Origin of the sequence: Micromonospora sp. NPDC023644 (assembly GCF_040640115.1) — a bacterium.
Lineage (GTDB): Bacteria > Actinomycetota > Actinomycetes > Mycobacteriales > Micromonosporaceae > Micromonospora.
Genome location: NZ_JBFABA010000011.1, coordinates 1 through 15,929, shown reverse-complemented (window position 1 = coordinate 15,929; position 15,929 = coordinate 1). Strand labels below are relative to the sequence as shown.

Annotated in this window: 16 protein-coding genes; 15 read left to right on the top strand and 1 reads right to left on the bottom strand. The window is 73.6% G+C overall.

Translation table 11 applies throughout. From position 1 onward, the window contains the following. Positions 1 to 22: 22 nt before the first annotated feature. The 14 genes from AB0G08_RS11525 to AB0G08_RS11460 all read left to right on the top strand — a co-directional run bounded on the left by AB0G08_RS11525 (position 23) and on the right by AB0G08_RS11460 (position 13,132). A complete protein-coding gene (locus tag AB0G08_RS11525; RefSeq protein WP_358086282.1) occupies positions 23 to 364 on the top strand; it encodes a DUF202 domain-containing protein in 342 nt (113 codons plus the stop codon). A 112-nt stretch (positions 365 to 476) separates the two neighbouring features. Beyond that, positions 477 to 740, top strand: coding sequence for a GNAT family N-acetyltransferase (locus tag AB0G08_RS11520; RefSeq protein WP_358086280.1), 264 nt, complete (start codon positions 477 to 479; stop codon positions 738 to 740). Positions 741 to 857: 117 nt separating this feature from the next. Further along, complete coding sequence (locus AB0G08_RS11515; protein WP_358086278.1) at positions 858 to 1,034, top strand: hypothetical protein; 177 nt, start codon at positions 858 to 860, stop codon at positions 1,032 to 1,034. Between the two features lie 137 nt (positions 1,035 to 1,171). Continuing rightward, entirely contained in the window at positions 1,172 to 2,821 is a 1,650-nt protein-coding gene (locus AB0G08_RS11510; RefSeq protein ID WP_358086276.1) for a family 10 glycosylhydrolase, read from the top strand. A 326-nt stretch (positions 2,822 to 3,147) separates the two neighbouring features. Further along, complete coding sequence (locus AB0G08_RS11505; protein ID WP_358086438.1) at positions 3,148 to 4,476, top strand: NAD(P)/FAD-dependent oxidoreductase; 1,329 nt, start codon at positions 3,148 to 3,150, stop codon at positions 4,474 to 4,476. 23 nt (positions 4,477 to 4,499) lie between these two features. Further along, the gene (locus AB0G08_RS11500) at positions 4,500 to 6,053 is read left to right on the top strand and encodes an aminotransferase class I/II-fold pyridoxal phosphate-dependent enzyme (RefSeq protein ID WP_358086274.1); all 1,554 of its coding nucleotides are present in this window, start codon (positions 4,500 to 4,502) and stop codon (positions 6,051 to 6,053) included. A 363-nt stretch (positions 6,054 to 6,416) separates the two neighbouring features. Beyond that, complete coding sequence (locus AB0G08_RS11495; protein WP_358086272.1) at positions 6,417 to 6,713, top strand: MerR family transcriptional regulator; 297 nt, start codon at positions 6,417 to 6,419, stop codon at positions 6,711 to 6,713. A gap of 161 nt (positions 6,714 to 6,874) precedes the next feature. Then, a complete protein-coding gene (locus AB0G08_RS11490) occupies positions 6,875 to 7,432 on the top strand; it encodes a hypothetical protein (protein ID WP_358086270.1) in 558 nt (185 codons plus the stop codon). A 368-nt stretch (positions 7,433 to 7,800) separates the two neighbouring features. After that, positions 7,801 to 8,289: a hypothetical protein gene (locus AB0G08_RS11485; protein WP_358086268.1), complete on the top strand. Its 489-nt coding sequence runs from the start codon at positions 7,801 to 7,803 to the stop codon at positions 8,287 to 8,289. Between the two features lie 117 nt (positions 8,290 to 8,406). After that, positions 8,407 to 8,805 carry a hypothetical protein gene (locus tag AB0G08_RS11480; protein WP_358086266.1) on the top strand — a complete coding sequence of 133 codons (399 nt, stop codon included), beginning with the start codon at positions 8,407 to 8,409 and terminating at the stop codon, positions 8,803 to 8,805. A 236-nt stretch (positions 8,806 to 9,041) separates the two neighbouring features. Then, on the top strand, positions 9,042 to 10,622 hold the full coding sequence (locus AB0G08_RS11475) for a phenylacetate--CoA ligase family protein (protein WP_358086264.1): 1,581 nt from the start codon (positions 9,042 to 9,044) through the stop codon (positions 10,620 to 10,622). A gap of 3 nt (positions 10,623 to 10,625) precedes the next feature. Beyond that, positions 10,626 to 11,066: a DUF4188 domain-containing protein gene (locus tag AB0G08_RS11470; protein ID WP_132239827.1), complete on the top strand. Its 441-nt coding sequence runs from the start codon at positions 10,626 to 10,628 to the stop codon at positions 11,064 to 11,066. Then, a complete protein-coding gene (locus AB0G08_RS11465) occupies positions 11,063 to 12,148 on the top strand; it encodes a hypothetical protein (protein WP_358086260.1) in 1,086 nt (361 codons plus the stop codon). Before AB0G08_RS11470 ends, AB0G08_RS11465 begins: the two co-directional genes overlap by 4 nt. Continuing rightward, entirely contained in the window at positions 12,149 to 13,132 is a 984-nt protein-coding gene (locus AB0G08_RS11460; protein WP_358086258.1) for a nitroreductase, read from the top strand. A 91-nt stretch (positions 13,133 to 13,223) separates the two neighbouring features. Here AB0G08_RS11460 and AB0G08_RS11455 read toward each other — a convergent pair whose 3' ends face one another. Further along, positions 13,224 to 14,513: an MFS transporter gene (locus AB0G08_RS11455; RefSeq protein WP_358086256.1), complete on the bottom strand. Its 1,290-nt coding sequence runs from the start codon at positions 14,511 to 14,513 to the stop codon at positions 13,224 to 13,226. A gap of 206 nt (positions 14,514 to 14,719) precedes the next feature. Between AB0G08_RS11455 and AB0G08_RS11450 the strand changes: the two genes are divergently transcribed. Beyond that, the coding region (locus AB0G08_RS11450) for an RING finger family 4 domain-containing protein (protein WP_358086254.1) at positions 14,720 to 15,929 on the top strand (1,210 nt) is incomplete at its 3' end.

The following is a 15,929-nucleotide window of genomic DNA, read 5'->3' as shown; positions in this document are numbered from 1 at the left end:
GGGCGGCGTCGGCTGGCCGGTCGTGACACCTCCCTGCCTGGACGGCGACCCCGGCCTGCAACTCGAGCGGACCATGCTGGCCTGGCGACGCACCGCGGCGGCGTTCCTGGTGGCCAGTGCCGTCGGCGCGCGCCTGCTCACGCCGCTGCTCGGCGGCTGGGCCTATCCGGCCGTGGCGGCGCCGGCGCTCTGCGCGGTCGCGGTCGCCCTCGCCAGGTGCGTCCCGCCGCGCCGCACGACGTCGCCGGCGGCCGTCGTCCCACCGGCCGGCCGGCTGGCCGGCGTCGCGGGGCTCACCTGCCTCCTCGGGCTCGCCGCCGCGGCGGCCGTGCTGACCGCCGCGACACCGTCGTCGATCCCCTGACCGTGCCGGCCGGCGACGGCCCCCCGGTCCGCGCGACACAGCTCGACGCGCGCGCCGACCCCGCTCGACCGATCGATTGCCGCCGGCCCGCGCGGTGACCTGACGTGCCGCCATGCTGGTCACACTCCGGCCGCTCGCGCTCGACGACACCGCGGCCGTCCACGACTGGGCCCGCCTGCCGGAGTCGTGCCGCTACCAGGCGTGGGGGCCCAACACCTACGAGCAGACGCAGGCGTACGTGCGGGCCGCCGTGGCGGCACCCCCGGACCGGCTGGTCTTCGCGGTGCCCCTCGACGGCGAGGTCGTGGGCAGCGCCGAGTTGAAGCTGCACGGCGGCCACCCCTCACCGTCTGCGACCGGGGCGTGGGAGCGGTAGGCTGTCGAGGCGGGTATGCGACGGCCGATGACGTGCCCCGACCGCCCGCCCTCCTTCCCGGCTCGCAGCTGCCAGTGAATCCGTTGTGAGCTGCCCTGTGACATCTTGGAGTACGCCTTGGCAGATCTGACGCCGCCCGCCCTGAATCCCTTCGGATCGGACGGGGACGGGGACACCGACCGCGACCGCGGGCGGGCGGTGGACGTCAGCGCGGACGCGATGACCCGCATGCGCACCCCGTTCGTCTCCGGCGACACCGACCGCGGTGCCGCCGACGAGACCGACCGACGCTAGATTCCGGCGGATCGCGTCCCCTGCCGGTCTGGGTGGCCCGGATCCGTCCGCCCCAGCGTGGGCGGCCGGCCCCAGCTGACCGTCAAGTGACGGTCGAACTGATGCATGAGGTGGGCTGGACTGGGCAGACTGGAGCGATGCCCGCCGACCCACCCGCCCGCCGCCGTCGTCGTACCCGGACACTCGTCGCGGTGGTCGCCGCGCTCGCCATGGCGGTCGCGCTCGGCGCCTGGGCGCTGCGCGACCGGGTCACCGGCGAGGACGCCGCGCCGGAGCAGGGCGCCGTGACCGCCTTCGGTGCCGCCCCCGCGGACGGCGCCCCCGTCTGCGCCGGTCGGGCGGTTCACGCGCCCCGCGAGCTGCGGGGCATGTGGATCACGACGGTCAACAACATCGACTGGCCGAGCCGGCGCGGGTTGCCGGCGGAGTCGGCGCGGGCGGAGTTCCGGGGTTGGCTGGACCTGGCGGTGCGGCGCAACCACAACGCGGTCTTCGTGCACGTGCGCCCGAGCGGGGACGCGCTCTGGCCGTCGGCGTACGCGCCATGGTCGGAGTGGCTGACCGGGCGACGCGACGGCCGCGACCCGGGCTGGGACCCGATGGAGTTCATGGTCGCCGAGGCGCACGCCCGCAACCTGGAGTTCCACGCCTGGTTCAACCCGTACCGGGGCGGGCAGCCGGCCACGGTGGGCGGGCCCGGCCCGAGGCTGGACCAGCTCGCGCCGACGCACCCGCTGCGACGGCACCGCGACTGGGTGGTGACCTATCCCAGCGCCGACCAGCCCGGCAGCCGCCTCTACTTCAACCCCGGCATCCCCGAGGCGCGCACGTTCGTCGAGGACGCGATGCTGGAGGCGGTCCAGCGCTACGACGTCGACGGGGTGCACTTCGACGACTTCTTCTATCCGTACCCCGAGGCCGGGCAGGACTTCCCGGACGACGCGACGTTCGCCCGGTACGGCCGGGGGTTCACCGACAAGCGCGCCTGGCGCCGGGACAACGTGAACACGCTGGTCCGCGAGATGAGCGAGCGGATCAAGGCGATCAAGCCGTGGGTGAAGTTCGGCATCAGCCCGTTCGGCATCTGGCGCAACAAGCGCACCGACCCGGCCGGCTCGGCTTCGGCCGGGTTGCAGAGCTACGACGACATCTACGCCGACACCCGGCTCTGGGTGCGGGAGCAGTGGCTGGACTACGTCGTGCCGCAGCTCTACTGGCACATCGGGTTCGGCAGGGCCGACTACGCCAAGCTGCTGCCGTGGTGGGTGGCCACGGTGCGGGGCACCCGGGTGCAGCTCTACATCGGCCAGGCCGACTACCGGGTGGGCGAGCGCGGCGCCTGGCGCGACCCGGCCGAGCTGGACCGCCAGCTCGCCCTCAACCGCCGGTACGGCGTGAGCGGAAGCGTGCACTTCAGCGCCGCTTCGGTGCGCGCCGACAAGCTCGGGGCGGTCAGCCGGTACAGCGGCGCCCACTACGCCGGCCCGGCGCTGGTGCCCGCGATGGCGCAGCTGCCGGTGGCGCCGCCGGCCGCTCCCACGGTCACCGACGCGCGGCGTGCGGACGTCGGCGGGGTGACGCTGACCTGGCGCGGCGACGGCGCGACGAGCTTCGCCGTCTACCGCGTGGACGGCGACGCGGCCCGGCTGGTCGGCACCGCCCGGGGTGCCGGCTGGGTCGACCGCGCCGCCCCGGCCGACCGCCCACTGTCCTACTGCGTGTCCGGCGTGGACCGCAGCGGCAACGAGGGCCCGTTCAGCGCGCCGGTGTCCGTCGACGCGCGGTAGGAGACCGGGAAACAGCGCGCCGGGGTGTGCCAGCGGATGGTCACCGGGCCGTATCCGGTCTCCCGGCCCGACCATGATCGACCCCGCACCCAACCCGACCGGGTCGTGGCAGACGGGGCGCCATCGCGGGTGCGAATCCACTGTGGACACGTGAGCTATGCTCTCCGCCGGGCCTGCCGGCTCGACCGGCGGAGGCCGCTACCGGCAACGGTGGCTGACGCCGAACGCAACCGGGGTGACCTGCGGGGATCCGCGTACCCGGGGCCGCTCCTGGGTGGGTTTCCCGCCGCTGCCTGCGCCGTCACCGCCACATCGACGAAGGACCGATACAGATGTACGACGCGATCGTCATCGGCGCCCGCTGTTCGGGTGCGTCCACCGCCCTGCTGCTCGCCCGGCGTGGACATCGGGTGCTGGTGGTGGACCGCTCCTCGTTTCCCAGCGACGTCATCTCGACGCACTTCCTCTGGCCGCACGGGATGTCCTACCTGAACCGGTGGGGACTGCTGGACCAGGTCCTGGCGGTCACTCCGGCGCACACCACGGTCGAGGTGGTCAACGACGGCATCTCGCTGACCGGCTCGGTGCCGATCGAGCTGCTGCAGGAGTACTTCCGGGACCTGCACGGCGATGACTCGGGCGTGGTGCAGAGCTGTGCATCCGTGCGGCGCCGGGTACTCGACGAGATCCTGGTCGGCGCGGCGGCCAAGGCCGGTGCCGAGGTGCGTACCAACTTCACCGTCCGTGAGCTGATCGTCGAGGACGGGCAGGTCGTCGGCATCCGGGGGCGTGCGGTCGACGGAGAGCAGGTCGAGGAGCGGGCCCGGATCGTGGTCGGTGCCGACGGTCGGAACTCGTTCGTCGCCCGTACCCTCGCGTTGCCGAAGTACGACGAGCGGCCCCGCTGCACGTTCGCCTACTGGAGCTACTGGTCCGGCTTTGACCTCGGCCCGGCACAGCTGCACCGGCGCGGCCGGCTGGCCTGCGCGGTGGTGCCGACCAACTTCAATCAGAACATGGTCCTGGTCTGGGGGCCGAGTGAATGGTCGCGGGAGTTTCGCGGTGACGTGCCGGGCAACTACCAGAAGGCGCTGGACTTCGTCAGCCCGGAGCTGGGCGAGGTGGTACGCACCAAGGGGACCAGGGAGGAGCGCATCTACGGCACCCTGGACCAGTCGGCCTTCCTCCGGCCACTGCACGGGCCCGGCTGGGTGCTCGTCGGTGACGCAGAGTCGGCCAAGGACCAGTGCACCGCGATCGGCATGACCCACGCCTTCCGCGACGCCGAGCTGGTCAGCGCCGCACTGGACCGGTGGCTCCGCGGTGACGCGTCGATCGACGAGGCGATGACCGCCTACGGGGACCGCCGCCGAAGCCAGAACGCCGCCGCCTACCACGACTACGTCTGCACGCTCGCCGAGATGCGTCCGTACCGGCACGACGAGTTGCAACTGTTTGTCGCGTTGCGGGGCAACCAGCAGGAGACCGACCGGTTCATCGCCACGCACGCCGACGTCGCGCCGGTGTCGGAGTTCTTCCAGGCCTCCAACCTCTTCCTGCTCAACGACGCCGCGAAGGAGTCCTCCGCCGACCACGCGGTCTTCGAGGACTTCGCGGAGACCTCGCGCAGCTACCAGCAGAACCTCTTCGCCTGATGACCCACCAGGGAGACGACACCGTGACCACCGAGCTGGACCAGCGTGAAGACGGCGAACTGATCGGGATCATCCTCAAGGCGGCACACTGCGGGGACTTCGAGACCATGGCGCGTACCGCGACCGAGGTCTCCGAGATGACCCGCAACTGGGCCACCCACATCCCGTGGGACGACCTTGCGTCGCTCGAGGGTGCCGACGACGAGCTGGCCCGGGTGGTCGCCGACCTCACCGAGATGTGGGAGCCGGCCCACCTGCGCAACCCCGTCGACCCCGACGAGGAGTACGCCCTGGACAAGAACGCGTACGACTTCTACCGACCCGCCGGCCGCAACCTGTTGACCCGCACCGAGGACTTCTACGGCTGGGTCGAGGCCCGTCGCCGCACGGAGACGTGGCAGTACTCCCGGGTGCTGGAGGCGGCGCCGGACAGCGTCGCCCAGATCACCAACGACCTGGGCCGGCGGGCCCGGGGCATCAACTTCAACTCCCAGGACTACCTGTCGTTCAACACTCACCCGGCGATCCGGGAGGCGGCGGCCAAGGCGATGCACGACTACGGGCCGCACAGCGCCGGCTCGCCGATGGTGCTCGGCAACACCCGCATCTCCGAGGATCTGGAGGCGGACCTCGGCGACCTGGTCGGGCTCGACCACGTGACGCTCTTCCCGACCGGTTGGGCGGCCGGCTTCGGCGCGGTCGTCGGTCTGGTCCGGCAGTCCGACCACATCCTGATCGACCGGCTGGCCCACTCCTGCCTCCAGCAGGGAGCACGGGCGGCCACCCGGAACGTGGTCCGCTACGAGCACCTCAACGTCGAGGCGGTACGCCGGCACCTGGCCGAGATCCGGGCCACCGACACCCGCAACGGGATCCTGGTGGTCACCGACGGGCTCTTCTCGGTGGACGCGGACTGGCCGGACCTCGTCACCCTGCAACGCGCCTGCCGGGAACACGACGCCACGCTGTTGGTCGACGTGGCGCACGACCTGGGCTCGATGGGGCCCGGCGGGACGGGCGTGCTGGGGATGCAGGACCTGCTCGGCAGCGTCGACATCGTGATGGGCGCCTTCTCCAAGACGTTCTGCTCCAACGGTGGCTTCGTGGCATCCAACTCGCCGGCGTTGAAGCAGTACATCAAGATGTTCGGCGGCTCGCACTTCTTCTCCAATGCGCTGTCACCGGTGCAGACCGCAGTGGTGCGGGAGGCCACCAGGATCATCCGGTCGGCCGAGGGAGACGTGCTGCGGGCCCGGCTCTTCACCGCGATCCACGCCGTGCGCGACGAGCTGACCGGCCGGGGCCTGACCTGCATGGGTGAGCCGTCACCGATCGTGCCGCTACTGATCGGCAACGAGAAGCTGGCGCGGACGGCGAACCGCCTGCTCTTCGACCGGGGGGTGCTGGCGTTCATGGTCGAGTTCCCGGTGACCCCGACCGGCTCGTCCCGGTTCCGGCTTCAGGTGCAGGCCGGGCACCGGCCCGAGGAGGCCCGCGAGGCGGCCCGGATCATCGAGGGCGCCATCGCCGACTCCCGGGCGTACCTCTCCAGCGCCTTCGGCAGCGCTCCCCGCTAGCCCCAGGTACCACCGACCCCACCGGCGCCGCTGCCGGGGCTACCGTCACTGGGGTTGCGGTGTTCGCCAAGTCGTCTGCGGGCCTCAGTCGACGCCTGCTGGTTACGAACCTGGCCGTCGATGTCGAGTGAGGCATTTCGGGAACGGCGCCACAGCCAGAGCGCTGCAACGACCGCCAACACGATGATCAGAGTCATGAGCCAACGCATGTCGACCTCCGTCCATTGAACGACCGCAGGCCCGATTGACAGCCCGTAAACCTGTCGCTGCTTTCAGTATGCGCAGCTCCGGTCAAGCGGGCGGCTTGCCGGACCGCTCACCGCGACGAGGCACGCGCTGGGTTGGACGTACTGCTGTCGACAGATGGTGTTTTTGACCCGTAATCCGGGCCCCGGCGCGGAGATCACCGGCGCCTCGCAGGACCATCTACGTCGCCTCGACGAGGCAAGGCTGATCACCCCGTCCCGGTCGGCCGTCGGCCACCGCCGCTACTCCCGTTACCAGTTGCGCCTTGCCGCGCGGGCCCGGGAGATGGTCGACCAAGGCACCGCCCTGGAAGCCGCCTGCCGGATCATCATTCTCGAGGACCAGTTCGAAGAAGCCCTCCGGCACAACCAGAACAGCAGCCTGCCGAGCGGATCGCAGATCACCAAGGCTTGAGCGTGTTCAGCCGGGCCACGTTGGCGAGCGTCCGCAGCCGGACGACCATGCTGAGCCTGACCGGACACGACGGCGATGGGTCGTCTGGCGGTTCAGACAGCCCAACTGTCCACCGTGAGCCCGTGTCATCTCCTGACTTTGGCGCGGGTTACCCTGCGGCGGTGGCGGTCGGTGCGGACGGGGAGCGGTTGGCGGCGTCGCTGGCCGACCGGCTCGACGCGGTCGCCTTCACCGACGTGACCACGGACGAGGTCACCGCCCGCCTGATCGACGCGGTGGTCGACTGGGCGGGTGAGCGGGGCTGGCGGGTCTACCGGCGGGCGTCCAGCGTGGTGCCGCTGCCGCCGCCCATGTCCGCACAGCAGTCGGTGCTCGACGTGGCCTGCGCCCGCCCGGACGGGCCGCCGGTCGTCGTCGAGGTCGACCACGGTACGCGCCGCCGCACTTGGGAGAAACTGCTCGCCGAGGCCGACGCGGGGCGGATCCCGCTCTGGGTGCGCTGGGGCGCAGGCCGGTTCACCGCGCCGCCTCCGCCGATCCTGATGGTGACCTGCGAGGTGAGCAGGCGGCCGGACCCGACCGGCCGGGGCCGGGTGCACAGTCGCTCACCGCGGGCCGACAAGCTGCCGCCGGCGCACTCGGCCGTGCGGGTCGCGACGGTGGACGCCGTCGAGTTGCCGCTGCCGCCGCCGCCCGGGTCGCCCGGCACCGGGGCCTGAGCCGCCCGGCAACGCCCGCCGTACGCGGGGATCGCCTCGGCGGGCGGGCGCGCCCGACGCTCGACCGCGGTGCCACGGAGTGGCCGGACCGTGCCAGACTGCGATCGTGGACGAGACGCCGAACTTCCTCCGCCCGTTCGTGCTGACGCCGACCGCACGCCAGCCCGAGCGAGAAGCGAATCTCGACTGGTACGTGCCGGAGGGCGGCGGTCCGCACCCCGCCGTGGTCCTCGTCCACGGGGGACCGCTACCTGCCGACGCGCACCCGGGCCCCCGCGACTGGCCGGTCTACCGCGGCTACGGCTGCCTCCTCGCCGACCTCGGTCTCCTGGCCGTCACCGTCGAGCACCGGATGCGCGTCGTCGTCGGTGCGCAGGGCCCCGTCACCGACTGCCCGACGGCCGCCCTCGACGTCGCCTCGGCCGTGGACCGGGTACGCGCCGACCCGCGTCGACGGCGGGCGGATCGCCCTCTGGTTCTTCTCCGGCGGGGGACTGCTGAGCACGGACTGGCTGCGGGAGCGGCCCTCCTGGCTGCGGGCGGTGGCGCTGACGTATCCGCTCCTCGCGCCGATGCCGGGCTGGGGCGTCGACCCGCGATTCGCGCCGGGCGCGGCGATCGGCGAGCCGGGTGACCCCGTACCGCCGCTGCTGCTCACCCGGGCCGGCCGGGAACGACAGGAGATCGCCGAGACGGTCGCGGTGTTCCTCGACGCGGCGACCGACGCCGGCGTACGGGTGGAGGTGATCGACGTGCCGGGCGGGCAGCACGGGTTCGACATGCTGGACCACACCGACGAGTCCCGGCGGGCCGTCGAGCGGGCGGCCGACTGGATGTCGCAGCGACTGGCCCGGTGACCGGCTCTGCTTCCACCCCCGCACCGGCGAGGCTCAGCGGTGCGCCGGCGGCCTCGGCGGGCCACGACTCCCGGCACCGGGAGCCGGTCGTGAGGCGCGGAAGCCTACGGTTGCGCCATGGAGCTCGACTACCACTGCCGCGCCGAGGGCGTCGACGTCACGGGTGACCGGGCAGACCTCGGCCGCCTCGCCGACCTGGTAGCCGGCGGGGGCGAGCTGAGCCTCGCACCGTCGACCCACCCGCGACACCTTCGGGGTGTCCTCGTCGAGGTGGCGCGGGGGCCCGTTGCCGTCGATGTCGACGATCGCCGCCACCTCACCGTCCGCGGCGGCGCGGAGAGCCGGGCGATCTTCGCGGATGTGCTCCGCGACATGGCCACCATGGACGACGGCGGTCACGTCCACCTGGAGCACTTCGACGGCCACCCCTTCCTGGCACCGGGCAGCGTGCCGCTCATCCTCAACAGTCCGCTCGGCGGGATGCCCGGTCGACCGTCGGGCGACGTCCCGCACTGAACCAGAGCCGACCTCCGTCGTTCGAAGCCCTCGGGAGCCCGGCAGTGCACGTCGGTACGGCGGCGGCCCTGACGCCCGACTCCGGGTAGGGGTCGGGTGCCCGGTGGGAGGAGCCGGCCCGACCGCCGTCCGCCACGGCCGACCCGGGACCGGGAGTCGAACTGGGTGCGGGTACTCAGCGGCGGATCGGTGCGCCAGCTCAGGCATCCCCGGCCAGACCCGCCGAGGATTCTGACATGACCGAGACGCTGCACCGACGTGCCGACCCGTTCCCCCTCGCGTCACCGCGGCTGACGGCCGGCGAACGCTGGCGCCGGGCACGTCTGACGTTCTTCGGCCGGGTGCTCGGGGCGGCGGTGCGGCTCGCCGGTCGCCATCCCGCGTCGTGGCGGTGGTCGGCCAGGCGGCACCACCCGGTGCTGGACCTCCTCGCGGCGGCGAACGCGCGGGCGGGCTGCGCGCTCGCCGCGCTGGACGTCCCGGCGTACCGGGCCCACCTGCGCGCCCGGCCGGCCGGGGTCCGTCGTCGGCTGCGGGACTTCCCGGAGACCGACAAGGTGGGCTACGTCGTCCCCTTCGACGCCGCCAAGCGCTGCCGGGGCGGCCGACTGCCGGAGCGGGGCGTGGTGGTCGACGAGTCGGCCGGCTCGTCGGGCCGGCCCTTCAACTGGCCCCGGGGCGAGCGGGAACTGCGCGCGGTGCACCGCGACATCGTCGGCTACACCAGCCTGGTCTTCCCGATGCGTCGCCCCTTCGTCATCAACGCCTACTCGATGGGCGCCTGGGCGACCGGGACGACGACCGGCGCCGCGATGGCCCGGATCGCGGTGGTCAAGAACACCGGCCCGGACCTCGGCAAGATCGTCGACACGCTCCGCGAGTTCGGCCCGGACTTCGACTACCTGGTGACCGCGTACCCGCCGTTCCTGAAGCACCTGCGCGACCGGCTAGACGCCGAGGGCTTCGACTGGTCGCGCCACCGCATCTTCGCCAGTTGCGGGGGAGAGGGGATGACCGAGGCGCTGCGCGGCTACCTGGAGGAGCGGTTCCTCAAGGTCCGGTCGGCGTACGGCGCCTCGGACCTGACCATCGGGATCGGCGCGGAGACCCGGTTCACCGTGTGGCTGCGGCGACGCCTGCGCAGTGATCCCGAGCTGCGGGCGGCGCTGCTCGGCGGGGACGAGCAGCGGTTGCCGATGGTGTTCCAGTACAACCCGTTGGCCACCTACCTGGAGACCAACGAGCGCCGGGAACTGCTCTGCACGATCACCGGTCCCGACGTGCTCCAGCCGCGGCTGCGGTACAACGTCGGCGACGAGGCGCTGCTCGTCGGCTACCGGCGGATCCTCGACCTGGTCCGCGGCGACCCGCAGCGCTGGGCCGAGTGTCGCGCGGCGCTGGCCAGCGAGCGGATGACCCTGCCGGTGCTGCTGCTGTTCGGCCGACGCGACTCGACGGTGTCGTACCTGGGCGCCAACCTCTACCCGCAGGACGTGGAGTACGGCCTCTACACCGACAACCCGTACGCCGCCGAGATCAGCCGGTTCTGCCTGGCGCTGGCCGAGGACGCCGCGCTGGAGACCCGACCCGTGGTCCACCTGGAACTGCGCCGCCCGCTGTCCGGGTCGGACCGCGAGGCTCTCGCCGCCGCCTGCCGCAGCGGGGTGCTTCGGCACCTGGCGGCGGTCTCCCGCGACTTCGCGCAGTCGCTGACCGAGGACCCGACCGCCGGCGATCTCCGCATCGAGCTGCACGAACCGGGCGCCGGCCCGTTCGCCGGACAGCAGAAGATCAAGAACGTCTACCTGAAGGGCTGAGCGATGCGTACCCGTGACTTCTCCCGCGCCCCCGCGCGGGCCCAGGCCGGCGCCATGTTCTTCGGCGCCACCCGCTACCGCGGGCCGCTGGCGATCCTGCGGCTCTTCCCGGCCTGGCGCCGGATGGTCCGCGACATGCGCCGCATGTCCGGATACCGCTGGCACCGGGTGTACTGGGAATTCCCGTTCACCCTCGGCACCGTCGCGTTCTTCACCGACCGCGAGGCACTGATGCGCTTCGCCCGCTCCCGCCACCACCGCAAGCTGATGGTCTGGCTCACCGACGGCGACCGCAACGCCACCGCGGGCTTCATCCGGCTCTTCACCGCCGAGCCCGACGGCTACTCCAACGGGCTGTGGCGGGCCGAGTCCACCGAGTTGGGGCACATCGAGACGTTCACGCCGCTGGGCTCGGAGACGGTGGGACCGGCGGTGCGGCGATGACCGCGCCGCGCGGCCTGGAGCGGGTCGTCGACCGGCGCGGCCTGCGCGAGTTCCTGGCGCTCACCGACCGGGTGTACGCCGGCGAGCCGCGCTTCGTGCCGCCGTCCCGCCAGCAGGTGCGGCGGTGGTGGCGCGACGGCGTGCCGATGTACGTGCTGCGCGACCACGGAGGTGCTGTCGTGGCCCGGACCACCCTGCACACCGACGCCGCCCTCGACGCCAGGCTCGGCCGCCGGTGTCAGCTCTTCGGGCTCACCGAGTTCACCGACGCGGCGGCGCGACCGCTGTTCGAGGCGGTCACCGACGCCGCCCACGCCGCCGGCGACCGCGACGCGCTCTTCGGGCCGGTCGCGTTGCTGCCCAACCAGGCGGGCGGGGTCATCACCTCCGGGTACGCCGACCGGGGCTTCATCGACAGCGCCTGGAACCCGCCCCGGTACGTGGGCGCGTACGAGTCGTACGGGTTCCGCCGGCGGTTCGAGTCGGACACCTGGATCTGCCCGGTCCCCGCCGGGGACGACGTGCCGCCCGGCGCCGACGAGGACGGCGCGGAGCTGAGGGTGCACCGGGGCGACGTCCGTCGGCTCGCCGACCAGCTCGAGCTGCTGCGCGAACTGCTCAACGCGTCCTTCGCCCAGCTCGGCTACTACACCGAGATCTCCGCCGCGCAGCTGCGCCGGCAGACCGACGGGCTCGCGTACCTGCTGGACGAGTCACTGCTGCTCTATTTGAGCAGGGCCGGGCGGCCGGTGGCGTTCGTGCTGTGCGTGCCGGACATCAGCGAGTTCGTGGTCCGGGTGCGCGGCAACCTCAACCTGGTCAACCAGCTCCGGCTGCTGGCGGTACGGCGCCGCTACCGGCGGGAGGCGGTGCTGATCGTCAAGGGGGTGCTGCCCGAGCACCAGGGGCGCGGATACCAGCGGCTGCTCTCCGCCGCGCTGCGTCGCAACCTGCACGCCGGCGGGTACACGACGCTGCGCAGCACCTACGTCGGGCGGGACAACCCGGCCTCGGCCGCGCAGTACCGGGCGCTGGGCGGCCGGCCGCTGCACGGGTACACCTTCTACGAGAAGGCGCTGTAGATGGAGCTCGCGGCGTTCCGGGCGCTGGAGCCGCTCTGCTGGCGGTCGCCGAGCGCGCACAACACCCAGCCGTGGCGGCTCGACCACCGGCCCGGGGCGATCCGGGTGGGCTGGGAACAGGCGTACACGCTGCCGGCGGCCGACCCCTCCGGGCGGGACCTGCGGCTCTCCCTGGGCGCCTTCGTCGAGACCTGCCTGATCGTCGCGGCGGACGCCGGACTGGGGATGCGGTTCGTCGCCGACCACTGTGTCGCCAACCGTCGGGTGGGCTGGCTGCGGGCGTCCCCGCACCGCTACGACACCCCGTTCAACGCGGCGCAGGTGCTCACCCGCCGCACCCACCGGGGCCGGTTCTCGGCCGGCCCGGACGCCGAGGTGGTGGCGGCCGCCGACGCCGTCGCGCGGGCGTCGGGCGGGACGGTCCGGGCCGTGCCGGACGCCGGGCTGCTGGCCCGCCTGCTGCGGGTCGCCGACCGGCAGACGTACGCGGATCCCGCGGTGGTCGGCGAGTTGCGGTCGTGGCTGCGGCTCACGCCGGCGCACCCGCACTACCACGCCGACGGGCTCACCGACCGGTGCCTGGGCCTGTCCGGGCGCGAGGCGACCGCGTTGCGGGCGGCGCTGGCGGCGTACCCGGCACTGCGCCGGCTGGGCCTGCCCCGGCTCCTCGCGGCGGCGTCCGGCAACCCGCTCGCCCTCGGTGGCGCCGCGCTCGTCCTGGTCGGACCGCCCGGGACGGACGACGCGACAGAGGTGGAGTTCGGTCGGGTGCTCGCGCGCACCTGGCTGACCCTGCACGCGGCCGGGCTGGCGGCGCACCCGCTGAGCCAGCTCGTCGACGCGTCCGACACGCGGGAGGCCTTGGGGGCGTTGCTGGGCGTGGCACCGCGGCGCCTGCTGCACGTGGCGCGGGTCGGCCGGCCGGTGGGCCCGGCGGCACCCTCGGCGCGCCGGGTCGGTGGCGTCGGGCAGGGCCTCCGCTGATCGGCGTCGACGGCGCTGTTCCCCACGTCGCGGGTGGCGCGGTCGCCTCGTCGAGCACCGCCGGCTCCCGACGGGAAGGGCCGGCGTCCGGTCAGGACGCCTGGCTGGTCGTGGCCCGCGGCGCCTCCGGGCGGTGGGCCACCGGCTCCGACCCGGCCCGGCGGACCGGGGTGAACAGCCCGCCGACCGCGACCAGCAGACACCCCGCCCCCGCGACGAGGGCGACCGCCGGGACGCCGTACCGGCCCGCGGCCCAGGTCAGCACCGCGGCACCGGCCGGCCCGAGCGAGTAGTGCGTGCTCCAGAACGCCGACGTGACCCGCCCGAGCAGGTGGTCGGGCGTGATCTCCTGGCGCAGCGACATCGAGCAGATCCCGCCCACGCTGACCCCGCACAGGTAGACCGCGGTCAGCACGGTGACGCCCCGCACGCTCCCGACGACGCCGATGCCCGCGATGGCGAGACCGCACGTCGCGTGCGCGCCGATCCAGGTCATGCCGAAGCCGCGCCGCCGGCGCAGGGGCGCGACCAGCAGCGCTCCGACGATCGTGCCGAGCGCCGCCAACCCGAGCACCGTGCCGACGGTGCGGTCGGAGCCGCCGAGGTCGTGCTTGACGTGGTAGACGAGGACGTCGGTGAAGCCGTACGTCAGGAAGATGAAGACCGACAGCAGGATGGTCAGCGAGCGGAGCACGGGCTGACGCCAGAGGAACCGCGCGCCGGCGAGGAACTCGGCCAGCCGGCTCTCCCGCGTCACCGCGCCGTCGGCCCCCGCGCTCTCGTCCGGCTGCCGCAGCCGCACCAGCCAGAGGCCGGCGGCCGACAGGGCGAAACTGGCCGCGTTGATGGCGATGGCCGCCGTCGGGCCGAACCGGGCCGACACCACGCCGGCGAGCAGCGGCCCGACCACGGCCGCCGCCGCGTACGTCGCCTGGAGGCGCCCGTTGGCCTCGGTGATCCTGGGCCGGTCGACGAGGTTGCGCACGGCGGTCACCGCGGCGACCTGGAACACCATGCCGGCCGCCTCGCAGATCGGCAGCACGACGAAGAGCAGCCAGATCTGCGGACCAGCGAGCCAGGCCAGCGGAATGAGCCCGTAGAGCACCAGCCGGGCCAGGTCGGCGGCGATCATCAGGGTCCGCCTGTCGTACCGGTCGACCAGCACGCCGCCGAAGATCCCCGCGCCGACGGACGCGGCGCCGGCCACGGCCGTGAGCAGGCCCATCTGGGCGACCGACCCGGTCGCGTGGAGCACGAGCAGCGGCACCGCGATGTAGGCGAACGAGTCACCGGCCGCGGAGAGCGACTGCGCAGCCCAGTAGGCGCCGAAGTTGCGGTCACGCCACAGGGGACGCCGGACCGGATCGGAGCGTCGGCTCATTCGGCGAGGGTAATCCGGACCCCCGTACGAGCGGTGCCCCTTGCGCGCCCGGCGACCGACGGCGAAACCGGGGTGTGCCGGTGGCGGGCGTCCTCGTATGATCCTCCCGCGGTGGGCGGCTCCCCGCGGTGCTTCCTTCTCACTTCTTCCGACGAAACTAGCGTCGCGACTCTCCGCCCACCGCTTCGCACGGGGAGGTCGCGGGCATGGACGCGCTGGCCGTGGTGCTGCTGCGACGCACCGGCCGGGTCGCGGTGGTGGGCACGGGCGCCGATCCCGCCGACGGCGCCGCCTGGGTGGCCGCGCTCGAGGCCGATCTGGCCGATCGTGGCTGGCTGCTCCGGGACGACCTGCGTACGGCGGCGGCCCGGCTGCCGGCGGCGGTGCGCGTCCGCTGGGCCGACTGGCTGCTGGCGACCGTCGACGAGATGGTCGGCGCGGATCGTCCGATGCTGCCGCTCTACCGCGCGTTCCCCGACACCCCGCGCGACATCGAAGCGGTCTACGTGCGGCGGCTGCTCACCCACCTGTTCGCCGTGCCCGGCGCGCCCTGCGTGCTGTGCGGCCGCGAGGACGGTGGCGCGCCGCTCGACCCGTGCGGTCATCCCGTCTGCCCGGCGTGCTTCCCGCCGGAGCAGGTCACCGCGTGCCCTGTCTGCGGCCGCCGGCTGGCGGCGGACAACCCGTACCTGAAGGTCGTCGCGCCCCCGGCGCCGCTCCGCCGCCCGCCACGGCGGGCCGCCGCGCCGGTCGAGGACGTGGGCGAGCGCGCCGCCCCGGACGCGCCGCCGCTGCCGGTGCGGCTCGCCGGGCTCGAGCCCGACCCGGTCGGCGCTGCGGTCCGGCTCCGGGACGAACTCGTCGCCCGGCCTGTCGCGCTGGGCGAGGCCGACCGGGCCGACCTCGAGGTGCTGGTGAGATCCACCGCGCCGGGCCGCCTCGACTGGTTGCCCGAGGTGGTGCCCGCGCGGGAGACCCTCGCGCTGGTCGTCGCCTGGGCGCTGCACGCCACGGCGGGCACCCCCGGCCAGCACGACCTTCTCGCCGCCGCCGGGCAGCGCTGGTCGACCGCGACGGACGTGGCGCGGACCCTGTGGGCGTACTCGGGTGGGGACCCGGGGCTGGTCCTGCCGCGGCGGGACGACGAGTCCGCGGCTCCGGGCGCGACCTGGCGTCCGGTCCACGAGCCCGCCGTCGTCGTGCCCGGCACCCGGGTGCGGGCCCTGCCCCGGCCGCTGCGGCGCGCCGCTCTCGCGCGGCTCGACGCCTGCGGCGCCGCGGTCGCGGCGGAGGACCTGCGCCGGCACCCGGCCGTCTGGAAGCGCCTCGGCGAGCGGCTGCACCCGTACGAGAGGGTGGCCGGCACCCGGCCGTCTGGAAGCGCCTCGGCGAGCGGCTGCACCCGTACGAGAGGGT